The sequence below is a fragment of the Corynebacterium sp. ES2715-CONJ3 genome (genome assembly GCF_024814365.1).
GTDB lineage: Bacteria > Actinomycetota > Actinomycetes > Mycobacteriales > Mycobacteriaceae > Corynebacterium.
Genome location: NZ_JANUXS010000007.1, coordinates 17360 through 40583 on the forward strand (window position 1 = coordinate 17360; position 23224 = coordinate 40583).

23 protein-coding genes, 1 tRNA gene and 1 CRISPR repeat array are annotated in these 23224 nt (G+C 54.5%); of the genes, 14 read left to right on the forward strand and 10 right to left on the reverse strand.

From position 1 onward, the window contains the following. Positions 1-34 precede the first annotated feature (34 nt). Positions 35-520 carry a ferritin gene (locus NXT00_RS08575; RefSeq protein ID WP_259158734.1) on the reverse strand — a complete coding sequence of 162 codons (486 nt, stop codon included), beginning with the start codon at positions 518-520 and terminating at the stop codon, positions 35-37. A 362-nt stretch (positions 521-882) separates the two neighbouring features. Here NXT00_RS08575 and nrdF point away from each other — a divergent pair, with 362 nt between their 5' ends. The 5 genes from nrdF to NXT00_RS08600 all read left to right on the forward strand — a co-directional run bounded on the left by nrdF (position 883) and on the right by NXT00_RS08600 (position 6565). Further along, entirely contained in the window at positions 883-1878 is a 996-nt protein-coding gene (nrdF, locus tag NXT00_RS08580) for a class 1b ribonucleoside-diphosphate reductase subunit beta (protein ID WP_259080118.1), read from the forward strand. A 287-nt stretch (positions 1879-2165) separates the two neighbouring features. Next, positions 2166-2438 carry a hypothetical protein gene (locus NXT00_RS08585; RefSeq protein WP_259158736.1) on the forward strand — a complete coding sequence of 91 codons (273 nt, stop codon included), beginning with the start codon at positions 2166-2168 and terminating at the stop codon, positions 2436-2438. 300 nt (positions 2439-2738) lie between these two features. Then, on the forward strand, positions 2739-4433 hold the full coding sequence (gene ctaD / locus NXT00_RS08590) for a cytochrome c oxidase subunit I (RefSeq protein ID WP_259080123.1): 1695 nt from the start codon (positions 2739-2741) through the stop codon (positions 4431-4433). Positions 4434-4562: 129 nt separating this feature from the next. Continuing rightward, positions 4563-5819 carry a phosphoserine phosphatase SerB gene (gene serB, locus NXT00_RS08595; RefSeq protein ID WP_259080131.1) on the forward strand — a complete coding sequence of 419 codons (1257 nt, stop codon included), beginning with the start codon at positions 4563-4565 and terminating at the stop codon, positions 5817-5819. Beyond that, positions 5819-6565, forward strand: coding sequence for a peptidyl-tRNA hydrolase (locus tag NXT00_RS08600; protein ID WP_259080132.1), 747 nt, complete (start codon positions 5819-5821; stop codon positions 6563-6565). The genes serB and NXT00_RS08600 overlap by 1 nt, the downstream gene beginning before the upstream one ends. Here NXT00_RS08600 and NXT00_RS08605 read toward each other — a convergent pair. From NXT00_RS08605 to NXT00_RS08615, 3 genes are all read right to left on the reverse strand, one after another. Continuing rightward, positions 6489-8486, reverse strand: a complete 1998-nt coding sequence (locus NXT00_RS08605) for an ATP-dependent DNA helicase (protein WP_259158738.1) — start codon at positions 8484-8486, stop codon at positions 6489-6491. The two genes, NXT00_RS08600 and NXT00_RS08605, sit on opposite strands and share 77 nt — an antisense overlap. After that, on the reverse strand, positions 8486-9787 hold the full coding sequence (locus NXT00_RS08610; RefSeq protein WP_259080134.1) for a nicotinate phosphoribosyltransferase: 1302 nt from the start codon (positions 9785-9787) through the stop codon (positions 8486-8488). Before NXT00_RS08610 ends, NXT00_RS08605 begins: the two co-directional genes overlap by 1 nt. A 367-nt stretch (positions 9788-10154) precedes the next feature. After that, positions 10155-10406 carry a hypothetical protein gene (locus NXT00_RS08615; protein WP_259080136.1) on the reverse strand — a complete coding sequence of 84 codons (252 nt, stop codon included), beginning with the start codon at positions 10404-10406 and terminating at the stop codon, positions 10155-10157. A 143-nt stretch (positions 10407-10549) separates the two neighbouring features. Between NXT00_RS08615 and clpS the strand changes: the two genes are divergently transcribed. The 8 genes from clpS (at position 10550) to rdgB (ending at position 16049) form a co-directional block, all read left to right on the forward strand. Then, complete coding sequence (gene clpS / locus NXT00_RS08620) at positions 10550-10870, forward strand: ATP-dependent Clp protease adapter ClpS (RefSeq protein ID WP_259080144.1); 321 nt, start codon at positions 10550-10552, stop codon at positions 10868-10870. Between the two features lie 5 nt (positions 10871-10875). Further along, complete coding sequence (locus tag NXT00_RS08625) at positions 10876-11418, forward strand: DUF2017 domain-containing protein (protein WP_259080146.1); 543 nt, start codon at positions 10876-10878, stop codon at positions 11416-11418. Beyond that, a complete protein-coding gene (locus NXT00_RS08630; RefSeq protein WP_259080147.1) occupies positions 11418-12371 on the forward strand; it encodes a P1 family peptidase in 954 nt (317 codons plus the stop codon). Before NXT00_RS08625 ends, NXT00_RS08630 begins: the two co-directional genes overlap by 1 nt. A gap of 8 nt (positions 12372-12379) precedes the next feature. Continuing rightward, positions 12380-13009 (forward strand): rhomboid family intramembrane serine protease, encoded by a 630-nt coding sequence (locus NXT00_RS08635; protein ID WP_259080148.1) that lies wholly within the window; start codon positions 12380-12382, stop codon positions 13007-13009. Between the two features lie 25 nt (positions 13010-13034). Continuing rightward, on the forward strand, positions 13035-13853 hold the full coding sequence (murI, locus tag NXT00_RS08640; protein ID WP_259158739.1) for a glutamate racemase: 819 nt from the start codon (positions 13035-13037) through the stop codon (positions 13851-13853). Between the two features lie 67 nt (positions 13854-13920). Continuing rightward, the gene (locus NXT00_RS08645; protein WP_259158740.1) at positions 13921-14688 is read left to right on the forward strand and encodes an MBL fold metallo-hydrolase; all 768 of its coding nucleotides are present in this window, start codon (positions 13921-13923) and stop codon (positions 14686-14688) included. 22 nt (positions 14689-14710) lie between these two features. Beyond that, a complete protein-coding gene (gene rph, locus NXT00_RS08650) occupies positions 14711-15442 on the forward strand; it encodes a ribonuclease PH (protein ID WP_259080152.1) in 732 nt (243 codons plus the stop codon). A gap of 1 nt (position 15443) precedes the next feature. Then, positions 15444-16049, forward strand: coding sequence for an RdgB/HAM1 family non-canonical purine NTP pyrophosphatase (gene rdgB, locus NXT00_RS08655; protein WP_259158741.1), 606 nt, complete (start codon positions 15444-15446; stop codon positions 16047-16049). Positions 16050-16088: 39 nt separating this feature from the next. Here rdgB and NXT00_RS08660 read toward each other — a convergent pair whose 3' ends face one another. Together NXT00_RS08660 and NXT00_RS08665 are read right to left on the reverse strand one after the other, a co-directional pair. Continuing rightward, the gene (locus NXT00_RS08660) at positions 16089-16439 is read right to left on the reverse strand and encodes a DUF3817 domain-containing protein (protein ID WP_259080157.1); all 351 of its coding nucleotides are present in this window, start codon (positions 16437-16439) and stop codon (positions 16089-16091) included. Then, positions 16440-16838, reverse strand: coding sequence for a hypothetical protein (locus NXT00_RS08665; protein ID WP_259080159.1), 399 nt, complete (start codon positions 16836-16838; stop codon positions 16440-16442). 90 nt (positions 16839-16928) lie between these two features. Between NXT00_RS08665 and NXT00_RS08670 the strand changes: the two genes are divergently transcribed. Beyond that, a tRNA-Leu gene (locus NXT00_RS08670) sits at positions 16929-17013 on the forward strand. Positions 17014-17698: 685 nt separating this feature from the next. Further along, a CRISPR array of direct repeats spans positions 17699-20471; the repeat unit is 28 nt; unit sequence GGATCATCCCCGCTCGTGCGGGGAAAAC. Positions 20472-20541: 70 nt separating this feature from the next. On the opposite strand, the gene cas2e is transcribed toward NXT00_RS08670, so the two are convergent. Genes cas2e through cas5e form a run of 4 tightly spaced genes read right to left on the reverse strand, consistent with a single transcriptional unit; the run spans position 20542 to position 23224 of the window. Further along, complete coding sequence (gene cas2e, locus NXT00_RS08675; RefSeq protein ID WP_259158742.1) at positions 20542-20892, reverse strand: type I-E CRISPR-associated endoribonuclease Cas2e; 351 nt, start codon at positions 20890-20892, stop codon at positions 20542-20544. After that, on the reverse strand, positions 20889-21854 hold the full coding sequence (gene cas1e / locus NXT00_RS08680) for a type I-E CRISPR-associated endonuclease Cas1e (RefSeq protein ID WP_259158743.1): 966 nt from the start codon (positions 21852-21854) through the stop codon (positions 20889-20891). Before cas1e ends, cas2e begins: the two co-directional genes overlap by 4 nt. Positions 21855-21860: 6 nt before the next feature. Beyond that, complete coding sequence (gene cas6e, locus NXT00_RS08685) at positions 21861-22523, reverse strand: type I-E CRISPR-associated protein Cas6/Cse3/CasE (RefSeq protein ID WP_259158744.1); 663 nt, start codon at positions 22521-22523, stop codon at positions 21861-21863. Then, positions 22520-23224, reverse strand: a complete 705-nt coding sequence (cas5e, locus tag NXT00_RS08690; protein WP_259158745.1) for a type I-E CRISPR-associated protein Cas5/CasD — start codon at positions 23222-23224, stop codon at positions 22520-22522. The genes cas6e and cas5e overlap by 4 nt, the downstream gene beginning before the upstream one ends.

Genomic DNA, 23224 nt, shown 5'->3' on the forward strand with positions numbered 1-23224 from the left:
ATACTCTCGGGGTTCAACCAGATGAAGGAATAACTTAACGCTTGGAAAGCTCATCGTCGATATAGAGGACGCCAAGACCTTCACCGGCCAGGCGGAGGCGATCGAGGATCTCTCTCACGGAGGCTTCTTCTTCAACCTGCTCGGTAACGAAGGTATTAAGGAGTGGTCGAGATTCGAAATCGTGAATCGAATCGCTTAAGATCGCAAGTTCGCGTATCGACGCACTTACCTTTTGCTCATGGGCGAGGGCGAGTTCGAAAATCTCCAGTGGGCTCGAGGCATCGACCTTGGGAGGATTAATATCGCCAATCTGCGGCGTGTAGTCGCGATCGAGGAGGTGCTGAGCAAATTTCTCGGCGTGCTCGAGCTCTTCGGCGTGTTGCTTCTTTAACCATAAGGTCATGCCGGGAAGGCTGAGATCGTCGGTGATATAGGACATTTGCAGATAAACCATCGATGCTTCAAGCTCCATGGTGATCTGTTCGTTCAAGGCAGTTGCAAGTTGTGGATTAATACTCATGAATCACAGCTTAAAGTGATTGATTCATCTTGTCAGCGAAGGTTAGCCCAGCTTAACTAGGTTTTCTGGCTTCGTATTTGGTTGGGCAATCCTAAATAAGGCTACCGTAATGAGAATGGCCGAAAATATTCACGGAGATCTAAATATGCTGCTTAACCTTATAAAAACTCCCCATTAATAGGGTCTAACTAAATAATCCCGCGCGGTTTAACTAAGTCCAACCTATTTTAGCAGCCATTAAGTTGCGTGACTAAAATCACATAATTGTCTGGTGGTTAAGACCACAAACAGCAACCATATGGACTGTGGCACTATGGGTTGAAAGAATCGCACACCACCTCGCATATATAAGAAGGAGTGCTATGCACTTGCATAAGGAAGAAGAACAATTCTTCGCCACCCACCAAGATCCCGTATCCGCCATCAACTGGAATACCATCCCTGATGAGAAGGATAAAGAAGTGTGGGATCGTCTCACTGGTAACTTCTGGCTGCCAGAAAAGGTCCCTGTTTCTAATGATCTCAAGAGCTGGGCAACCCTCAATGATCTTGAGAAGCAGACCACCATGCGGGTATTCGCAGGCCTAACGTTGCTCGATACCATCCAGGGAACCGTTGGTGCGGTTTCCATGCTCAAAGATGCCCAGTCCATGCATGAAGAGGCCGTATTGACCAATATTGCTTTCATGGAGTCAGTGCACGCTAAGAGCTATTCCAATATCTTCATGACGCTCTCGTCCACCCGTGAGATAAATGATGCATTCCGCTGGTCGGAGGAAAATGAGAACCTCCAGCGCAAAGCCAAGATCATTATGACGTATTACGAGGGCGAAGATCCGCTGAAGAAGAAGATCGCCTCCACCTTGCTGGAGTCTTTCCTCTTCTACTCCGGATTCTATCTGCCCATGTATTGGTCTTCTCATGCGAAGTTGACCAATACTGCCGATATCATTCGTCTGATCATTCGTGATGAGGCCGTTCACGGCTACTATATCGGTTATAAGTACCAGAGACTGCTGGCCAAGCAGACTCCTGCGCGTCAGGCAGAACTGAAGGAATACACCATCGAAATGCTGCTAGAACTCTACGAAAACGAGATTCAGTATTCCGAGGATCTCTACGATCCATTGGGATGGACCGAGGATGTGCGACGCTTCCTGCGTTATAACGCCAATAAGGCCCTGAATAACCTCGGTTACGAGCAGATGTTCCCTACCGACGAATGCCAGGTGTCCCCAGCAATCCTGTCCGCCTTGTCGCCCAATGCCGATGAGAACCATGACTTCTTCTCCGGCTCAGGTTCTTCCTATGTCATTGGCAAGGCTGAGAATACCACTGACGACGACTGGGACTTCTAAGCACGAGTATCGCCTTGAGCTGTAGGTCTAAAGGAAGTAGCGATCCCTTGAGGCCTACGGCTTTTTCGTTTAAAAATAACTGCCGTTGTCCACATGTGGGGGGATGATAGAAAATCGATGCCCGGGGTCGCTCCAAGTTCCCCTTGGTAATCAGGTGGCCGCTTCTTGACGGGGGGTGCGTTATTGAACTCTAAGCGCCCCCCTCTAAGAATACTGAGGGCGCGAGTGCTAAAAGGCGTAAGTAATCCGTAATGGTTGGGGACTATCTCGGAGGTGACCATGGAGGTATGAGTTCCGTTGTGTCGGGAACTATCCCATATATGGACTTGTACAGGTTAAGCGTGATCGCGGTGGTATCAGCTCACCTCAGCTCAGCCATCGGAAAGCCGGGGTTTAGCGAGGCTCAGTCGTCGCTCCCGTCGGATGATGTGGCACCACGTCGTTTACCACAGTCTTTCACCGACACTTACCACAGACTCTCACCGCCACTCATTGAGTACGGCCTCGGCAAAAGTCAGGTGATGCTTGTTATGAGCGGAGCTGATCATCCTTTTGTTTGACGTTGAATGGGGGCACTGACCGTCGCATTCTCGCCTGAGAGAAGGGCACACCTTGATAACTTTGATGTCGCAGATCACATCTTTTTGCTTATAATCCCCGTTCATCGACGATGCTACGCGTTTGGGGATTAAAAAATATTTCCCCACCAGTGCAATAGTCGGTAGTGTAGAAGTGAAACTAGTCTCTTTTTTATGGGGCCGGTAGATTTTTCAGTGTTGGACACGGATAGTGTACGACATTTTTTATAGATGCACTCGCAGGAAACTCGCTCGCATCTTAAACGAAGTCAGGAGGATCGTATGACCGCAGTGGTGCCACGGCAGGAGAACTACTCCCAGCCCACTCGTCCCGCACCCACTGGGGGTGCGCGAATTGGCACGCTCGCATGGTCCATGCTGACCACCACGGATCACAAACTACTAGGCATTATGTACATCATCATGTCTTTCGTGTGGTTCTTCGTCGGTGGCTTTATGGCCTTGCTTATTCGTGCCGAGCTCTTTACCCCAGGGCTCCAATTCTTATCCAATGAGCAGTTCAACCAGCTATTTACCATGCACGGCACAATTATGTTGCTGGCATTTGGTACCCCAATTGTGTGGGGCTTTGCTAACTATATTTTGCCGCTCCAGATTGGGGCTCCAGACGTGGCTTTCCCACGCCTGAACGCTTTCGGTTTCTGGATTACCACCATCGGTGTGGTTGCCATGATGGCAGGTTTCCTCACCCCAGGCGGCGCAGCTGACTACGGGTGGACAATGTACCTACCCCTTGCTGACTCCATCCACTCCCCAGGTCTTGGTACCGATATGTGGATCGTGGGTGTGGGCGCAACCGGTGTTGGTACCGTTGCATCCGCTATTAATATGGTCACCACTATTTTGACCATGCGCGCACCGGGCATGACGATGTTCCGCATGCCAATCTTCTGCTGGAATGTCTTCGTGACGTCCGTGATTGTACTTATGATCTTCCCGCTGCTTCTGGCCGCTGCACTTGGCGTTCTCTATGACCGCAAATTGGGTGGACATATCTATGACCCAGGTAATGGCGGAGCTGTTCTTTGGCAGCACCTCTTCTGGTTCTTCGGGCACCCCGAGGTTTATGTGCTGGCGCTGCCATTCTTCGGCGTTATCTCAGAGATTCTCCCTGTTTTCTCCCGCAAGCCAATGTTCGGTTATATCGGTTTGGTCTTTGCTACCCTGTCGATCGGATCGCTCTCGATGGCTGTGTGGGCTCACCACATGTTCGTCACCGGTGCAATCCTATTGCCCTTCTTCTCCTTTATGACCTTCCTCATCTCGGTTCCTACCGGTGTGAAGTTTGTGAACTGGCTCGGCACTATGTGGCGTGGCCACATCACGTGGGAGACCCCGATGCTCTGGTCGGTCGGCTTCCTCGTTACCTTCCTCTTCGGTGGCCTCACCGGCATTATGCTTGCCTCCCCACCACTGGACTTCCACCTTGCTGAGTCTTATTTCCTCATTGCCCACTTCCACTACACCCTCTTCGGAACCGTCGTCTTCGCCTCCTGTGCAGGCGTCTACTTCTGGTTCCCCAAGATGACCGGTCGCATGCTTGATGAGCGACTAGGCAAGGTGCACTTCTGGCTAACCTTCGTTGGCTTCCACGGCACCTTCCTCATCCAGCACTGGGTAGGAAATATGGGTATGCCCCGCCGCTACGCCGACTACCTCGATTCTGATGGTTTCACCACCCTCAACCAGATTTCCACAGTATTCTCCTTCCTCCTTGGAATGAGCGTATTGCCATTTATCTGGAACGTCGTGAAATCCTGGCGCTACGGCGAGGTTGTCACCGTAGACGACCCATGGGGCTACGGCAACTCCCTCGAGTGGGCGACCTCATGCCCACCACCACGACACAACTTCACGTCGATGCCACGTATCCGCTCCGAGCGTCCAGCCTTCGAGCTGCACTATCCACATATGGTTGAGCGCATGCGTAAGGAAGCACACGTGGGCCGCCACTAATAGCTCCACGCATTCCTGACTTCTTAATACTGAGGCTGATCACACGATCGGCCTCAGTATTTTTATTACCCGAAAGAAATAGCCAAAATGTTAACCGCCCCCGCATTCGTCATGGAAGAATAGGAAGGCGTGAATAGAGACCTTGCCCCCACCGTGGAATTAGAAGCCCCGCTCACCCCTGCCGTCATTACAGTAAGCGGAACAGATCGCATTGGCGTCAGTGCAGCTTTCTTTAGAGTGCTCACAGCTCACGGTGCTCAGATTTTGGATGTCGAGCAGTCTAAATTCCGTGGTTATCTGTCGCTCGCTGCCTATATAGGCATAGATCCCAAGAGGCTAGAAACCCTCACCATCGGGCTGAGGGATACTCTAAGCGCCTACCAGCAAACGGTGACCGTAGAATTACGTGAGACCGTAGGCAGCCCTAAACCGTACTCCACTCACGAGATTATTGTGCTGGGAAATCCTGTTCGCGCTGCCGATATCTCTCGTATCGCTCAGACCCTCGCCAATTACGAAGCCAATATCGATACCATTCGTGGTATCTCCGATTACCCTGTTACTGGGCTCGAATTTAAGATTACGATGGCCAATGCCGACCCAGGTGCGGGAGTCCCCGTGCGTAAAGCACTCGCTGCCTTAAGTAGCGAGCAGGGGATTGATATCGCCATCGAGCGGGCCGGACTACAACGACGCTCCACGAGACTGATTTGCTTTGACTGCGATTCCACCCTCATAACCGGGGAAGTCATCGAGATGCTCGCCGCGCGGACAGGCCGCGAGTTGGAAGTCAAAGACATCACCGATCGCGCCATGCGCGGGGAATTAGACTTCGAGGAATCTTTGCGCGCCCGGGTGCGTCTACTTAAGGGCTTAGATGCGCGCCTCCTTAAAGAGGTCGCTAAGGATATTGTGCTCACCCCGGGTGCGCGGACGACAATTCGCACTTTAAAACGTATGGGCTATAAAACTGCGGTCGTCTCTGGTGGATTTATTGAAGTCCTTCAGGATCTTGCCGCCGACCTCGAACTCGATTATGTCCGCGCAAATACACTCGAGATCAACAATGGTGTGCTAACCGGCGAAGTCCTCGGCACAGTGGTTGATCGCCGGGCGAAAGCTGAGTTCCTCGCCGAATTCGCCGCTGATAGCGGTCTTCAGATGCATCAGACAGTCGCTGTAGGCGACGGTGCCAATGATATCGATATGATCTCAGCTGCAGGCTTAGGTATTGCTTTTAATGCCAAACCAGTTCTCAAAGAGATTGCTGATACCTCGGTCAACTCACCCTTCCTCGATGAGGTGCTCTATATCCTGGGTATCAGTCGTGCCGAAATCGAATCCGAGGATACCTCACTTACTCGTCGTGTTCCGCTCAACCCCTAATGCACTCACAATTTCTCTCGGCTCATCGTTTGCTCGCTGATGCGGTCCAGCATCGCCAACACAGCACCGGTATTGATGATCAAGCGATGCAAATTGTTCTCGAGATCCCAAAACCTAATCCACCCCGACGGGAGGATCTTCTGGCTGCAGCAGGTATCGCTGTTGTACAGGCATGCCTGATCGACGAGGCTGGCTGTGATTCCCATTATCGCAGCCACCTAGAAATGTGGTACGACCGCCGCATCCGCAAGATTACCCGGCGCGCCCGGGGTGCTGGGTGGCGTAACGTTCAAGAAATTCCCGGCGTCACCGCGCACGTCAAGGGTGCTCGCGCCCGCGCTTTTATCCCCACGGCTATGGACGACGTTGATCCCAGGTTGCGCTCCCTCCAAATCAAGGGCACCGATCTACCCCCAACCCTCCCAGCACCTGCACCCCCACCAGTTCCTCATCTCCGGGTGCTTATCGATGCCTCGCTCCGTATGAGTCTGGGGAAAGCTGCCGCCCAAGTAGGACACGCCTCCATGCTTTTTGCGGGCAGCCTTGATGCCTCCGCATGTTGGGCCTGGCGAGAGCGCGGATACCTTCTCAGCGTTGCCGAAGTAGACGCCCTCAGCTGCGCGCAGGCAGCGCATCAACCGGGCGCGATAACGGTTATTGATGCTGGTTTTACCGAGATTGCTCCGGGCTCGATGAGTTGTGTTGCGTTGTGGAGTGCTGGACCAGGCGCCCTAGAGCTGCAATGACTGTCTCTTTTTTATGGGTGCGCCAAAATGCGGGCATGGAAGAGATTAAAAAACTCCCGTAGCGCTTGCTGCTCAGGCGAGGATCGAGGCACGCTACCACCCCGCGATCCGAGGTGGCACGTAAGAGCCGGCCGGCGCCTTGAGCCATCAGTAATGCCGCGTGGGCGGCAGCAACCTCCATAAAACCGTTACGACCAGCTGCGTCCGCTGCCTCTTTGCGGGCCTGTAAAAGGGGATCATCAGGCCTTGGGAACGGGATCTTATCCATGATCACCAGCGAACAGCTGCTGCCGGGGACGTCTACACCCTGCCACAAACTCAACGTGCCGAAGAGGCAAGAATTTTCCTCTTTGCTAAAAGTTTTGATGAGTGCTCCGGTACTATCCTCGCCCTGGCACAGAACTTTAAAAGGCAAGCGATGCCGCAGCGCGTCCGCGGCTTGCACGGCGGCACGTTTAGAGGAGAATAGGCCCAAACTGCGACCTCCCGCCGCCATAATGAGGTCATAGATCTCGTCGATAATGGCATCAGCAAGGCCATCTCGTGAGGGTTCGGGCAGATGGGTGGGAAGATAGAGGATACCCGAGTGCGCGGGATCAAACGGGGTCCCCACATCGAGTCCGCGCCAGCTGTGTTTCGGCACACCCCAACTAGCCGCCATAGCCTTGAAATTCCCGCCGAGGGTCAACGTTGCCGAGGTGAGAATCACGGTGTGGTTGCTAAATAAATGCAGCGCTAAAGCGTGAGAAACAGAGAGCGGGGCAATATGCATGCTCAAGCGACCGCGTTCATCTTCCGTTAGCCACACCACATCTTTATGCTGAGTGATATCGGGCTCTTCAAAAACGTCGAGAATGCGAATGATGGCCTCGCGCTGACTTTCTAAATGCATCTTGACATTCTGTCTCTCCGCGTAGCGCTCGGGGTCATTCGTACTCTCCTGAGGTGGCGCGGTGCCAATACTGGTGATGAGCGCGCCAGTGAGAGAAACAATGGCATCGAGAGAAGGTTTGAGGGCCTCTGGGAGGTCAACCAGTCGTCCGAGTGGTATCTGCCCCATCGCTTTTTCCCAATCCTCGACAGCGGAGGCGAGTTTTTCATCGCGAACTCCGGAGCCCAATTTTGCGGCCCGATTCAGCGAAAGATCAAAAGCGTGGGTAGAGATCTCCTGGGTACTCATCGCAGTAAAGCGATCGGTGAGTTCATGGGCTTCGTCAACAATAACAACGTCGTGATCGGGGAGGACAGGCACATCGAAAATAGCGTTAATAGCGAGCATCGCGTGGTTGGTGACAACGATTTCACTCTCGGCAGCCTCTTTTTTGGCGTACTCGGCAAAGCACTCTTCCCCGAAGGGGCAGCGCGAAGCGCCCATACATTCTTGAGCGCTCACACTAAACTGGCGCCATATTAGATCGGGCACTCCAGGTTCGAGGCTGTCACGATCTCCTGTTTCCGTCTCCTCGGCCCACGCAAAAACACGGGCACTCGCCGCTCCCAGCTCACTTATGGGAGTGTCCTCGGTATCGAGCGAATCCTCTAAAGAGCTGGCTCGATCGAGCTTATAACGGCATAAATAATTGCTGCGGCCTTTTAAAATGGCGAAGCTTGGCGGAGGATCGAGAATATCGGCCAGAGCAGCGCGCACTCGCGGCAAATCTCGATCGATGAGCTGTTTCTGGAGCGCAATCGTCGCTGTGGAGATTATCACTGGTTGGGAAGAATCGCGTGCCGACATTATCGCTGGAATGAGGTAAGCAAGCGATTTACCGGTACCCGTTCCCGCCTGTACGGCCAAGTGGGTACCGTTTTTTAGAGCCTTATCCACCGCCTGCGCCATACGCACTTGACCCGGTCGGCTGTGGCCCCCAATCCCGCTGACTGCGGCATCGAGCAGCTTCGTGACATTGAGATCGGCCATTAGAAGCCGAGGTAGCGCACACTGAGCACAGGCTCATCCTTGCTGAGAGCGAGGCCCTCCCACGGAAGGGTCACCAGTTGATGTGCGAGGTAATCGCGAGACTGCTTGAGCGTGGGAAGTCCTGCAACCCGGTGCCCATCGCGCATCAGCGGGATGGTGAGCGGGAGTACGCTAAGATTTGGGAATTCCGGCTCCGCGCTGTCAAAGGGCATCACGATTTCTTCGATTGCGGTCCCTGAGGCCCGGTGAGTACGCACGGCGCGCTTGGCTCCACCCACAGAATTCTTATTCCTGGAGCGCTTGGCCACAGGATGATCATCCACTGCGACCAATTTATACACCAGTGAGGCCGTGGGAGCACCGGATCCAGTTACCAGCGAGGTGCCCACTCCGAAACTATCGACAGGATCTCCGCGCAGGCCCGCAATGGCGTATTCGTCCAAGTCAGAGGAGACGACGATGCGGGTATTATAGGCCCCCAATTCATCGAGCTGCTGGCGTACCTTGCGAGTCATGACCCCCAAATCGCCGGAATCGATACGCACGGCTCCCAGTTCGGTTCCAGCGACCTCAATGGCGTTGTTTACACCTTGGGTGATATCGAAGGTATCGACTAAGAGAGTGGTGGAGCTCCCGTACTGGGCAATCTGCGACTCAAAGGCCGCCCTTTCATTGGGGGCACCATCGGAACCGACATGCACGAGCGTCCACGAGTGCGCCGCGGTACCTGTGGCAGGGATACCATAGCGGTGTGCAGCCTCAAGATTAGAGGTGGCCTGGAAACCAGCGAGATAGGCAGCGCGAGAGGCGGTGACTGCGGCCTCCTCATGGGTTCGCCTAGAGCCCATTTCGATCAGCGGGCGACCATCGGCCGCGGTTACCATCCGTGCTGCGGCAGTAGCGATCGCAGAATCAGAGTTTAGTATTGAGAGGATCACCGTCTCGAGGATCACGCACTCGGCAAAAGTGCCCTGCACGGTGAGGATAGGGGAGTGGGGGAAATATAATTCGCCTTCCCGGTAGCCGTCCACTTGTCCCGTAAAACGGTAATGGCGAAGAAACTCCTTCGTTTCCTCGTTGAGGAAATCGAGACCAGCGATTTGATCGCTGGTAAAGATAAAATTCTCGATAGCCTCGATAACGCGCTCTGTGCCCGCGACCACCCCGTAGCGGCGCTCATTAGGAAGCCTACGTCCGAAGACTTCAAAGGTGCAGTGGCGCCAGGCAGTGCCGTCGGCAAGCGCGGACTGTAGCATGGTGAGCTCATACATATCCGTCATGAGCGCGGTTGAGGTAGACATCAAATTTTTCTTTCTCGCTTATTAGCTAATCCAGTTGAATATAAGCGTATGTCTTCTCGCCGACGCTTGCCACTCCAACGCCTGCGGTCGTGCGATCTATTCGCCCCAAAACCTGTTGGCTTGGGGGATTATGAAACCACTGGTCTAAAAATGCCGCCCCGAATGCTTGATGATGAAAAAGCTTGGCCTGCACCGTGAGCTGACCTGACTCTGGGCCCCAGTAGGTCCCTGTCGTAACATTGCGCTCGGCCCACTATTGGGCGCGCACATTTCAGTGTATACCGAGACGAAGAGACGACGAAGAGACGACGAAGAGGGTGCCCGCTATCGAGTCGCGCGCGATTCACAATTGTGAGGATATCGCTCCTCATCGCAGAGTTCTCGAAAGCCGCCGAGCATTACGGTCTCGCAGCGCGTAGTCGTAATAGCTCTCAGAAAAACGATAGCTTCTCCGCTGCGAGGATCCGTCGGATGGTGACATATATTCCGCCACGGTAGCGGAGGCAAGCGTACTTGGCGCGATGAGGCAGGCGAGAAATTGTTGAATGCCACCGAGCATCGTGAGGTTGCCGCGAAAGGGAGCTGTAATTTCTCGAATCAGAGCGGGGAGAAGTGGCATGGGGTGGAAACCCTTCCGCAGCAAAGAGTGCGGCGATGAGTAGCGGGTTGAGTAGAGGGTTGCCGTGTTTTCTGAACATACCCACGAGGTATTGCGGGTGCTTTATGCACTATGCGTGAAGCTTGCAGCTAAACTGGACGTTTATGAGTACCTGTAACCCGCGCTGCGGCTCCCCAATGGCCACACCTGAGCTGGATGAGGATCTCGAGGTCGACATTGCCACCAGTGAGAACCTCCCATGGATGTGCATTGTTTGGGATGATCCCGTGAACCTGATGAGCTATGTCACCTATGTTTTTCAAACCGTGCTCGGTTATGATCCGAAGCGGGCTGTGGAGCTGATGATGCGGGTCCACACCGAAGGCAAAGCAGTGGTGAGCTCCGGTGAAAAGGATAAGGTCGAAGCGGATGTGAAAAAACTTCATACCGCTGGGCTCTGGGCCACCATGCAGCAAGGGGGATAAGGGTTATGCACGCGTGGAAAAAGAAAAAATCTCTCCTCAAAGGCGTTTCATTTAGTTGCGAACTCGAAGTCCATGAACGCCAGATTCTAGGCAACCTCGCAGCGACTGTTGCTGAAGCCCTTATCGAGCGGGCTCAATCGGCGCCCAAGGATGAACTGGCGGAGCTCACCGGCATGCCCTCAGGTCATACCGTGGCTCCAGAGGACCCGGGACTGGCCCGTCTCTTGCCCGATTTTGAGCGCGAGGGTGATGAGGAATACGAGGGTGATAATGGCCTCTTACGCGCCCTCAACGAAACCGAGATTACCAAGGAGAAGCTCGCTGGGCTCAGCGCAATCTCTCATGCGATTGGCCCGGGTGGCTCAGAGCATATCAAGCTCTCTGAACCAGAGGCACATCTATGGCTACGTGCTCTCAACGATATTCGGCTCTTCTTTGCCGCTAGCGAGATCGCCCAACCTGATGAAAGCCGCGACCGTGATCAAATCGTGGAGTGGCTCGCCTATAACCAAGACAGCCTGCTCCAGGCCGTGATGGGGGAAGCTTAATGGGAGGCTTTTTAAGCGATATCCCAGGCATCGCCATCGCCCATCAAAGCCTAGGTGATACCGGCTGCAGTGTTATTATCGCCCGCGATTCCGCCACCTGTGCAGTAGATGTGCGTGGTGGGGGGCCGGGAACGAGAGAAACTGATCTCCTCGAACCTCACAACACAGTGCAGCGCGTCCACGCAATCGCATTAAGTGGGGGATCAGCCTACGGTCTAGCTGTTGCTGATGGTGTCATGGCGGCCCTCGAAGAGGCAGGCATCGGTTTCCCCGTCCTAGGACCAGAAGTTCCCGGTCCGATTGTCCCCATCGTGCCAGCAGCAGTCATCTTTGATCTCCTCGTTGGCGATCCACATCACCGCCCCACCAAAGAGGATGGAATCGCTGCCACTAAAGCAGCGCTCAAGGATGGCAAGGATCAGCGTTCTGGATCTATCGGTGCGGGAGTGGCCGCCACAGCTGGGGTGCTGCGGGGCGGCTTCGGCCAGGCCAGCATGCACGTAGGTCCAGATAACCAGTGGCGTATTGCGTGCGGCATTGTGGCTAATCCAGTTGGTAGAGTGGCCGATCCGAATACCGGCCAACTCTATGCGGACCCCTCGATACGGGTGGATAGACAAAAATTTGCCGCCCTCAAACCGCTGCTCAGTAAGCTCAATACCACCATCGGTGTCATCGCCACCGATGCTCCCATCACCAAAGCGCAAGCAAAGAGGATCGCTATGGTGGGCCACGATGGAATTGCCAGAGCTATTCAGCCAGCCCACTCGCCGCTCGATGGAGACACTCTCTTCTGCCTATCCACTGGCGCAGATACTGGCGTGGATATCGCCATGATGGGTGAATTATCGGCTGCGGCGGCGCAGGTCGTATCAGCGGCAATCCTTGATGCCCTCCTCCACGCGCAGCCTGCCTTCTCACTGCCGACCGTGAGCTTATTGCGGGTACAATAGCGCGTACCATGAGCAATGTGATGCGGCAACCAGCAGAAACTTTTGGACCAGTCAGAAGCGTGAAAAAAGGCCTTATTGTGGCAGGCTCCTTTTTAGTACTGATTTGGTCGGTTCAGATCATCGGCCTCCTCCTGTTTCCTAAGAATATGGCCTATCTGGGGATTCGCCCCCTAGAATTCTCTTCCGTAGCTTCGATCCTTTCAGCGCCTTTTGTCCATGGAAGCTTTAGCCATTTAATTGCCAATTCTGTTCCGGGCGCCATCTTTGCTTTCTTGGTTGGCTATTCCGGCTACCGGGTCTTCGTCGAAGTAACCATGATCACGATCTTCGTCGGCGGACTGGGAGTATGGATTACCGGTGGGATGGGCACTGTGCATATAGGCGCCTCCGGATTAGTCTACGGGTGGCTGGTCTACCTCGTAGCTCGAGGGGTTTTTAATAAATCCTTTGGCCAAGTGGTGGTAGGAGTCGTTTTGGGGCTGAGCTACTCCGGAATGATTTGGGGAATATTTCCCACCGCCGCATGGATTAGCTGGCAGGGGCACCTCTTTGGCGCCCTTGGGGGATTCTTAGCAGCGGCCACCATCGTTTCCGATGATCCTAAGCCCGCCAGAAAACCTGTCCGAATCAATCCATAAACCCATGAAAATAGTAGAGACAGATATGGCTTCTTTATCACAGACTGCAACCCCTGACGCCAATGCACCAATCGGAATCTTCGATTCCGGAGTTGGAGGACTGACGGTAGCCCGCACCATCATGGAGCAGCTGCCTGGTGAGTCCGTGATTTATATAGGTGATACAGCCCATGGCCCCTACGGCCCACTGCCTATTGCCACGGTGCGCCAACACGCGCTCGCTATTGCCGACGAACTCGTTGAGCGGGGCTGCAAAATGCTCGTCATAGCCTGTAATACGGCCTCGGCTGCCTGTCTGCGTGATGCTCGAGAACGATATGCCATTCCCGTCCTTGAAGTAATCCAACCCGCCGTACGCCGCGCAGTAGCGACCACCCGCAATGGAAAGATTGGGGTCATAGGAACCGTCGGTACCATCAATTCAGGGGCCTACCAAGATCTTTTTGCTGTTAATCCCCAGGTAGAGGCTTATGCCCAAGCATGCCCTCGGTTTGTCGACTTCGTCGAACGTGGGATTACTTATGGACGTCAAGTACTCGGAATAGCTGAGGCTTATGTAGAGCCGCTCCAAGCAGCGGGAGTGGATACCCTCGTGCTTGGCTGCACCCATTACCCATTGCTTTCTGGGGTGATCCAACTCGCCATCGGGGACCAAGTTACCCTGGTGTCTTCGGCGGAGGAAACCGCCAAGGATGTGATGCGAACTCTGTCGCAGCGCAATCTCCTCGCCAGCACCGACCATCCCACAAGAGTCTTTGAGGCAACCGGCGATCCAGAGAAATTTCAGCAGTTAGCTGCGCGTTTTCTCGGGCCAGATGTGACGTGCGTCAGTCCGCATAGATAAAGCTAAATTTCCCACATATGCAGGACTTTTCTTGTTGTCGATAGAAAAAACATGGGAAAGTTGATCTATGAAGGTTACAGTTCTCGGTAGCTCCGGAAGCCTGGGGGCGCACGGCAATCCCGCCTCCGGCTACCTCGTGGAAGCCACCGCCGGGTCCGCCGTAGTGATGGATTTAGGTCCTGGCGTACTTGGCAATCTGCAGACCCTACAGAACCCGAGCGAGGCGCACGTGGTCTTCTCTCACCTGCACCCCGATCACTGCCTGGACTTTCCCTCACTCATGGTCTGGCGACGCTACCACCCCGAGCGTGCTGCCCACTCCCATCATATCTGCGCGGGCCCTCGACTTCTCCCCGAAAAGCTTGGAATTTTAAGTGCCAACGAACCCGGCCAGATCGATGATATGGGTGATACCTTCACCTTCACCGCCTGGCAGGCCCACCACGCAGAAATAATTGGTGGACTCCACATCACCCCTTATCCAGCAATTCACCCCAGCGAGAGCTATTCGCTACGCGTTGAGGACCAGGCAACGGGTGCGGTCATAACCTACTCAGGCGATACTGCCTATCATGAGCACCTCATCGCCGCCGCTGATCAGGCCGATCTCTTCATCTGCGAGGCCACGTGGGGGGAGAGCTCTGATGGCAAGGTCACAGAAATGCATATGAGTGGCGCCGAAGCAGGACGCGCTGCCACCCAAGCTGGAGCGAAAAAGCTGCTGCTCACCCATATTCCTCCATGGGTCGACTGGGAGGCAACGCGCCGGGCTGCCGCCGCGCACTACCATGGCCCGATTGAGCTTGCTCGACCCTTCCTTGAACTCGAGATATAGCTACGCGCTAGACTCGTTTACTATGACAGCTCCTATCACGCGTGCCGACGGCCGCCAAGCCCACGAATTACGACCAGTAAAAATCACCCGCGGATTCACCTCCAACCCCGCCGGATCCGTACTCATCGAATTTGGCAATACCCGGGTGATGTGCACCGCCAGCGTGGAACGTGGCGTACCCCGCTTCAAACGCGACTCCGGCGAAGGCTGGCTTACCGCGGAGTACTCCATGCTTCCTGCCGCCACTCACGAGCGGATGCCGAGAGAATCCATGCGCGGCAAAGTCAAAGGCCGCACCCACGAAATCTCCAGGCTCATTGGTCGCAGCCTCCGCGCAGCCATCGACCTTAGAGCACTGGGCGAAAATACCATCAATATTGACTGCGATGTCCTCCAAGCCGACGGTGGTACCCGAACCGCCTCCATCACGGGCGCCTATATTGCCCTAGCGGACGCGATTACCCACTTAAAACAAATTGATCCCAGCATCGGAAACGCTCTCCTGGCTCCCGTGGCCGCCATCTCCGTGGGAGTCATCGACGGTGATGCCCTCCTCGACCTCCCTTATGAGGAAGATTCCCGCGCTGATGTGGATATGAATATCGTGATGCAAGAGGGTGGACGCTTCGTGGAAATCCAAGGCACTGGCGAACACAATACCTTCAGCCGTGAAGAACTTAACCAGTTAATGGATCTCGGCGAACAAGGCTGCCAAGAACTCATTGCCGCTCAAAAAGCCGCCCTCGGACTCTGATATGCGTATTCTGCTGGCCTCGCATAACGCAAAAAAGCGTGAGGAACTCGAAAATCTTGTACGTGCCGCGGGCCTCGAGACTATCGATATTTGTACTTTGTCCGATGTCGATCCCTATCCGGAGCCAGTTGAAGACGGGTGCACCTTCAGCGATAACGCACTGATCAAAGCGCGCGCCGGGGTGCACCACACGGGGATCATGACTCTCGCCGATGATTCTGGCCTCGCGGTCGCCGAACTCAACGGGTGCCCCGGAGTGCTCTCTGCCCGCTGGGCCGGAGAGCACGGGAACGATCAAGCCAATAATGAGCTGCTTCTAGCGCAGCTAAAGGATACCCCGCTCAAGCGACGGCAAGCGGCCTTCCACAGCGTTCTCGCGCTCGTTGATCCAAACGGGCAGGAATACCTCGTAGAAGGATATTGGCCAGGAAGCATAGCCACCAGCCCCCGCGGTGATAACGGCTTCGGCTACGATCCCATCTTCCTACCCGACGACGCCCAGGGTCGAACCAGCGCGGAATTGAGTGCGGTTGAGAAAAACCACATCAGCCACCGTGCGAGGGCGCTACAGAAGCTACTTCCTATTCTCCGGGAGATCAGCGCATAGAAAAATCCGCGACCACTATAAGTCGCGGATTTTTGGTTTTTAATTCAGATCGAATTGCTCTTTAACCTCGCTGCGGCGCCAGTGCTCCACGAAGAAGCTCAAAAAAGGCACGGCACCAGCAAGGGCAGTGACCACCCAGCGAAGCGGTGGCCACAGGGCTTTCGTTCCAAGGTTCAACGTGGCCAGTAAGTACACCATATAAAACAGCCCATGAATCTGACCGATATAGTGCATCCACATGGGCACGTCCATCCCCAAAAGATACTCTGCGATCATGCGCGCTGTGAGCAAAAGAAGCCAGGTGCCAGTGACCCACGCAGCAATGGAAAAGAAAGTTAAAGCTTGCTTCACGCGGCGCTGGCGCTCGGGGTGAACCCGTGGTGCTGCCATCTATATGTCCTCATTTCTTGAATCTGGCCGCACTCTGCGCGGCTGGACAAGCTCATTAAATTCCTCCACAGAGGGCTGATGCCACTGCGGTAAAAACTCCTCATCGATGGCATCAACAGTAGGCTGCTGCTTCTCAATGACGAATTCCTCACCCCGATGGGCGGCCTCCGCGCGCTCATTTTCGTATTGTAGGATGCGGCGATAAGCGTAGACGAAGAAGAAGCCAAAGAATGGCCATTGCAGAGCGTAGCCCAAATTTTGGAAGGTGCCCGAACCAGACTGAAAACGCGTCCACTGCCACCACGCTAGGGCGAAAGTGGCAATGACTAGCAGGGCTAGGAAAATAACGTGCCACGCCTTCACGCGTAGTTTCGGAACGGGATCAGGGTTGATACTCACAATATTTAAGAGTATCAAATACTGAGAAACCTAGACGTGGCAGAGCCATTTTGATCACCTCGCATGTGGCCTGTACAATGATCCAAGCACGCGCTCGTGGCGGAATTGGCAGACGCGCTGGATTTAGGTTCCAGTGTCTTAGGACGTGGGAGTTCAAGTCTCCCCGGGCGCACCACAGCTTTAATGCCACTCTGTGTCATAGACACGGGGTGGCTTTTTGCGTGAAGGAGTAGACTTAATCACGTCGATGTAGCAGGTTTGCAGTGCTGCTGTGATATCAACAACGGTAATTCCTGGGGGCAGTTTTGGGCTGCGGTGCAGAATCGATAGCGTTCAGGGCTTCACCTCGCATCTGATCCACAATTCGTCGGCACTAATTAGCGAGTTTCGGAGAAGATGCTAGGTTTGAAAAAATGCTTCTCCTGTGAGCCTATGCATTAAGGGATGCTCAGCCTCTAGACGGGTTTCTCTGCCTCAAGTCTAAATGGTCTTGAGACCTAGCATGCGACCGTTTGCAGTGCAGAATTTTAGGAGACTTCGCTTTGCTACATAACGATATTGGAAGACTTTCTTCTCTATGTCTCAGGTATTCGCATACGTATGTAGTTATTTAGTCATAGCCTTTGAACTGTTTGTAAGATGAGTGGTTTTGTGAAAATATTGCTTACCTTTTGGGGTGCTTAAGTTAGAAGGGCTACAGATTATAAAATTTTTGCTACGGCGAAACCTTGAAGCGTTCTATCGACCGAACTCTCGAAAGAGATTTACGGCAATTGAACATAGTGTTGAGGTTCTTTCTCTGAAAGAACTGGGGCTCGACCGCTGGGGGAGAAGAGTTTTATCGTCGTAACAAGGGCGAGCATCATCTCTGCTTAAGCGGGGGAAAACGTCCTATTTATGCAGCTAGATGATCAACGACACGGATCATCCCCGCTCGTGCGGGGAAAACAAGGTAGTATGATCTATGACACAACCGCTATCAGGATCATCCCCGCTCGTGCGGGGAAAACGGGGACTTTAGAAGCTGTAACAAGTTTGACCCAGGATCATCCCCGCTCGTGCGGGGAAAACGAGCCACAGACCTACCGCGCTCATGGGTAAATCGGATCATCCCCGCTCGTGCGGGGAAAACCCACCAACGGCCAACCCGATAGCCGTGAACAACGGATCATCCCCGCTCGTGCGGGGAAAACGCCACCTCCGACTCCAACGCCAACAGCTCAGCCGGATCATCCCCGCTCGTGCGGGGAAAACCTCACCGTCGCGGTCGCGGCGAGCGTGGCTACCGGATCATCCCCGCTCGTGCGGGGAAAACGTCTCCCCGTCCTCGGTGTCGGCCACGTGGAACGGATCATCCCCGCTCGTGCGGGGAAAACGCCTTTTGTGGTCATGTAGGCCTTTTTTGAGCCGGATCATCCCCGCTCGTGCGGGGAAAACTTCAACAGAGTTATCAACAGGTTCATCAGTCACGGATCATCCCCGCTCGTGCGGGGAAAACATGAACAAATTGGTGCGGAATTTTCGCGGTGTAGGATCATCCCCGCTCGTGCGGGGAAAACTAGGCTGCGTTGCCAGCTCTACGCCGACGGCGCGGATCATCCCCGCTCGTGCGGGGAAAACTGAATAAAGTAATCAGGGGGCACTCCCCACGCCGGATCATCCCCGCTCGTGCGGGGAAAACGAGATAGCCGCCAGGGTGAAGGAAGGCGGGAGCGGATCATCCCCGCTCGTGCGGGGAAAACAAGAAACTCCAGCGGTTGAGATTGGCTCGGCACGGATCATCCCCGCTCGTGCGGGGAAAACCTAATAGGCGCTTTTATTCCTATGATGGCGCAGGGATCATCCCCGCTCGTGCGGGGAAAACGTTTTTTGTTGTCAAAGGTAAAACGGCTATGTAGGATCATCCCCGCTCGTGCGGGGAAAACCTCAATGACCTGAGTGTCCTCACGTCTGTCCAGGGATCATCCCCGCTCGTGCGGGGAAAACCGCCGCGGGTTTTCCGTCTGATTTCCGTAGTGAGGATCATCCCCGCTCGTGCGGGGAAAACCTCGTACATGTCTGGATTATCTTCGGCCAGTTCGGATCATCCCCGCTCGTGCGGGGAAAACACCAGCAGGGGAATAGACGCTCACACCTCGAACGGATCATCCCCGCTCGTGCGGGGAAAACGCTAGTGTGCCTAGCGCTGAAGATGATCCACCGGGATCATCCCCGCTCGTGCGGGGAAAACGTACCTGCCTACGACGCCGCGCGCGTCGCTCACGGATCATCCCCGCTCGTGCGGGGAAAACTCGGACATATCCGCCCGCCACGCGCTCGTAAACGGATCATCCCCGCTCGTGCGGGGAAAACGTGAATACCGCTTATGCCCATTTGGGTCATGACGGATCATCCCCGCTCGTGCGGGGAAAACTACATGCGCCGCGCCGGTGATACCTAACAGTGCGGATCATCCCCGCTCGTGCGGGGAAAACCCGCTGAGGAAGCCGCGCCGCTTGTCAATCTCAGGATCATCCCCGCTCGTGCGGGGAAAACCGAGCTAGGCTAACCTTCCTGACGGGCACGCGCGGATCATCCCCGCTCGTGCGGGGAAAACCGAGCTAGGCTAACCTTCCTGACCGGCACGCGCGGATCATCCCCGCTCGTGCGGGGAAAACGGTACTGGGAAAAGTCGATTAAAAAGGCCGAGCGGATCATCCCCGCTCGTGCGGGGAAAACTCAAGCGTCGAAAATTCCAGCTACAGCGCGCCAGGATCATCCCCGCTCGTGCGGGGAAAACGTTTCCGCGTCGACGGGTATCCCCGTTGCGTACGGATCATCCCCGCTCGTGCGGGGAAAACTTTAGCGTGTGTCCTCACTGTGATCACGCTATCGGATCATCCCCGCTCGTGCGGGGAAAACGAAATGGCTTCAGTTATGTGCGATAGATGCCCCGGATCATCCCCGCTCGTGCGGGGAAAACCGTCACTCATCGACGACGGAGACCACTACATTAGGATCATCCCCGCTCGTGCGGGGAAAACCCACGGCGCATAGCGTCAGCGACCGCCATGAGCGGATCATCCCCGCTCGTGCGGGGAAAACGTGCTGGACATGTCCGCTGGTGAAGCGGCTTACGGATCATCCCCGCTCGTGCGGGGAAAACCTAATCATTCTGCTAATGCTGCTAGGCAGTCACGGATCATCCCCGCTCGTGCGGGGAAAACTTTTTTGCTACTAGAAAAGCTGCGCGTACCTCAGGATCATCCCCGCTCGTGCGGGGAAAACGGGGGGTTACAAATTGTTGCCTTAGCGCAATTCGGATCATCCCCGCTCGTGCGGGGAAAACCTCCTGAATATGTTCGTGGGTGCGGGCGAGCGCGGATCATCCCCGCTCGTGCGGGGAAAACCTCGTATGGTGAAAATCTGTACGGGCTCGTCCAGGATCATCCCCGCTCGTGCGGGGAAAACTCAGGATTTTCTTTCAACAGCGCCTCGCGCGCCGGATCATCCCCGCTCGTGCGGGGAAAACTTTTTTTGTTGTCAAAGGTAAAACGGCGATGTAGGATCATCCCCGCTCTTGCGGGGAAAACTTTGGGTCAAAATCTGGCAAATTAAAACGAGCCGGATCATCCCCGCTCGTGCGGGGAAAACACCACGTATGGTGCACGTTTATCAACCTCAATAGCAGTTTACATTGGATTTAAGCCGTCGCCGAATCACTTTAGCGCCGAAATCGGTGTTTCCTGCCAGCACGAGACCAGCCCACTTTTGGCTTTACCTCTTGGGCCCGGCGCGCCTTGCTAGGACGGCGAACAAGATTGACACCCTCCACGTCGACTATTTCCCACTCGTGATTATGAACTCGAAATCCATACCCTTGTTCGTATTCGCGAGTGGTGAACGTCATGATGGCTCGGCCGTTGCCTAACTCCTGCGTTACTAGCGCCCACAGCTTATCTCTAATCCGCGGGTTTACTTTTCCCACAAAGACTCCTGCAGAAATCTCGCTCAACCATCTAGTTAGATGTCCCCGTAACGAGGGTGGGCATGAGCTAAGGACGATGGTTATCATATTTGCTGCTCATAGTTGGTTCCGCCTGCAACCCGCTGCTGTCTGTCATCCCAGAGTTGAATGATCTGATCTTCAAACCAACTGTCATCGTCCGATTTAGCTTCTTCAGGAACTAAGAGAGTTTTTAGATCTTCTACTATTTTCACGTTAAGACGGTTCTGCTTGAAGGCATTGCGGCATGACTTTCTGGTGAAAGTGGGTAAATCGTCGAGCGAGAAGGGCAGATCGTGCATAGCAACGACAGACTCGAAAGCAATGGGTATCGTTATGCTGGCCTTGTATAGATCAGCAATGTCATAGACAAATGATCGGTCGTGACCGGTATGGATGATTCCGAGGCCAGGAGAGCATCCGAGGGCCACGATGGTGGCATGTACTAGCCCGTATAAGCACGTATGAGCGGCTGAGAGCGCGACGTTTATTGGGTCTCCTGAGGAAAAGTTATGCAGATCGTACTGGCGTCTATCCCAAGGTACGTCGTAGCGTTTAGACATATCGCGGTAGAGCCGCCTAATGCGAGCCCCTTCCCGTCCGCGCAGCTGTTGCATAGTCAAACCCGAGGTGTCCTCGCCGTCGAAGCGCAGCTCATACATTGCGCGAGCAGCTTGAAGTCTGAGCCTCTGATTGGAGACAATTTTAGCTTGGGCTTCTAGTAGGCGGGTATTACGCCCTATGGGCCTGCCGTGTGCATAGTATCTTACGCCTTCCTCTCCCACCCAGATGACGCTCATGCCAGAATCGGCAATGGTTGTCATCGCTTGATGTGTCACCCGAGTCCCAGGCCCGAGCATCAACACAGCTAGTGCAGCGCTCGGGATATGTATAACGCCATTTTCGTCAGTGGCAGTAAGAGCAGATGAGCTTTTCGCGATTGTGCAATGCTCCAAGTACAGGAAGCTTAAGCGATCGTCCGCTCGCACCAGCGAACTTGACTCTGTTGGCTTCATACCTGGGATACTCATAGGTACCTAACCTTCCCTAAGCGGGGCTAGCGTAACCAGACCGAAACCATATGCCTTAGCTTTACCCACACCCCTGATAAGTGTCGAACGCAGTAAATCTGGATCGGTCACCTCCAGGGCACCTTCGAAAGTGCAGGATTGCAAAGTGACCGTGCGCTCTTCGTGTCTAAATCGAATACTTGTGGAGTCGCCGACAAAGAAGCTCGGCTGTTCGGTATCGCTTCCTACTGTGAGTGAAACGCCCAGGTGTGAAGCGCGTTCCATCAGCCAGAGCATTTGGTCATCTTCGCGCTGGAGTGGTACTCGGCGCTTCTTGTCATCGCTGCAAAAGGTTTCCTTGACGGGATTTGCACGTAGTCGGAATCGATAAAGCTGACCAGTGAGTAAGCGATCGAGGAACTGATCGTATTCTCGGCTTTCCCAGGTCACTTCCTGAGACCACCCAGCTTGTTCCTGCAAATGTTCAAAGGATGGAACGCGGTTGCTGACCATCCATAAGGTTACGTCTCTTTGGTTGCGCTCCAGCCGCCATAAGGAGCGCGGATTCTGGTCTTCGAAGTGTGTGGGAAAGCAGCATTCAACTGCAGCGTGCATAGCTCGCGGGTTGCTGAGCAGTTTTCCCGTCGCCCGTCGTTGTGGGTTAAGCTTCATACGGCTGAGATAGTTCACTGAGCACCTCCTACAAGGGCGAATGGATCATGATCACGAACAGGGATCCCATCCGGGTTTGGAATCGGAGGAGAGAGCCGGTGTCGTACTGGTCGAAGTGCGTGCTTACGGTTTTCGTAGCCAAAACTGATAGGAATATCCCGGATTAACTCATCGGGCTTGTCTCCAACCTCGCAATCCGTCGATATGGGCAGCCTGAGACTTTGAGGTTGCTTGCGGCGATACCAATCCGCAGCTAGCCACGGGTGCTGATCGAGAGCGTCATCGAGGGTATCTTCCTTGAATCCCAGCACGATCTTCCCTGTCGGAGTGCATGAGCGTCGACCGAGGAAAAGGGGATAGGCGGGCTTTTTGATGCTTTCAGCCAAACCTTCAAGCAACTCCCTTTCTCCCTCAATACCCACGAGAAATTTCGCGTCGGCGAGATAGTGGCGATAGGTAAGCGGTTTCGCTTTACTGTTACGCCAGTCAATTTCGGTCTGAAAATCCTTGATTAATTTTCCCGCTTGATCGGCTCGTACTCCCAAGCGAAGGCCTACCAAATCACTGACGTCATCGGCCCGCGACCGGCCTTGAGCTGCGGCCAAAAGACCAATGACACCACTTTTAGTCGGCTCGCTCCTAGTCGTTCGGTAAACGAAGCGGGAAGAATCACCCCACGCCTGTAGCGGACCTGCAAATCTTAGTAATAGTACCGTCAT

Coding starts and splice junctions, on each gene's coding strand:
- NXT00_RS08575 (WP_259158734.1), bottom strand. CDS start 520: ATGAGTATTAATCCACAACTTGCAACTGCCTTGAACGAACAGATCACC.
- nrdF (WP_259080118.1), top strand. CDS start 883: ATGCACTTGCATAAGGAAGAAGAACAATTCTTCGCCACCCACCAAGAT.
- NXT00_RS08585 (WP_259158736.1), top strand. CDS start 2,166: ATGAGTTCCGTTGTGTCGGGAACTATCCCATATATGGACTTGTACAGG.
- ctaD (WP_259080123.1), top strand. CDS start 2,739: ATGACCGCAGTGGTGCCACGGCAGGAGAACTACTCCCAGCCCACTCGT.
- NXT00_RS08600 (WP_259080132.1), top strand. CDS start 5,819: ATGCACTCACAATTTCTCTCGGCTCATCGTTTGCTCGCTGATGCGGTC.
- NXT00_RS08605 (WP_259158738.1), bottom strand. CDS start 8,486: ATGGCCGATCTCAATGTCACGAAGCTGCTCGATGCCGCAGTCAGCGGG.
- NXT00_RS08610 (WP_259080134.1), bottom strand. CDS start 9,787: ATGTCTACCTCAACCGCGCTCATGACGGATATGTATGAGCTCACCATG.
- NXT00_RS08615 (WP_259080136.1), bottom strand. CDS start 10,406: ATGCCACTTCTCCCCGCTCTGATTCGAGAAATTACAGCTCCCTTTCGC.
- clpS (WP_259080144.1), top strand. CDS start 10,550: ATGAGTACCTGTAACCCGCGCTGCGGCTCCCCAATGGCCACACCTGAG.
- NXT00_RS08625 (WP_259080146.1), top strand. CDS start 10,876: ATGCACGCGTGGAAAAAGAAAAAATCTCTCCTCAAAGGCGTTTCATTT.
- NXT00_RS08630 (WP_259080147.1), top strand. CDS start 11,418: ATGGGAGGCTTTTTAAGCGATATCCCAGGCATCGCCATCGCCCATCAA.
- NXT00_RS08635 (WP_259080148.1), top strand. CDS start 12,380: ATGAGCAATGTGATGCGGCAACCAGCAGAAACTTTTGGACCAGTCAGA.
- murI (WP_259158739.1), top strand. CDS start 13,035: ATGGCTTCTTTATCACAGACTGCAACCCCTGACGCCAATGCACCAATC.
- NXT00_RS08645 (WP_259158740.1), top strand. CDS start 13,921: ATGAAGGTTACAGTTCTCGGTAGCTCCGGAAGCCTGGGGGCGCACGGC.
- rph (WP_259080152.1), top strand. CDS start 14,711: ATGACAGCTCCTATCACGCGTGCCGACGGCCGCCAAGCCCACGAATTA.
- rdgB (WP_259158741.1), top strand. CDS start 15,444: ATGCGTATTCTGCTGGCCTCGCATAACGCAAAAAAGCGTGAGGAACTC.
- NXT00_RS08660 (WP_259080157.1), bottom strand. CDS start 16,439: ATGGCAGCACCACGGGTTCACCCCGAGCGCCAGCGCCGCGTGAAGCAA.
- cas2e (WP_259158742.1), bottom strand. CDS start 20,892: ATGATAACCATCGTCCTTAGCTCATGCCCACCCTCGTTACGGGGACAT.
- cas1e (WP_259158743.1), bottom strand. CDS start 21,854: ATGAGTATCCCAGGTATGAAGCCAACAGAGTCAAGTTCGCTGGTGCGA.
- cas5e (WP_259158745.1), bottom strand. CDS start 23,224: ATGACGGTACTATTACTAAGATTTGCAGGTCCGCTACAGGCGTGGGGT.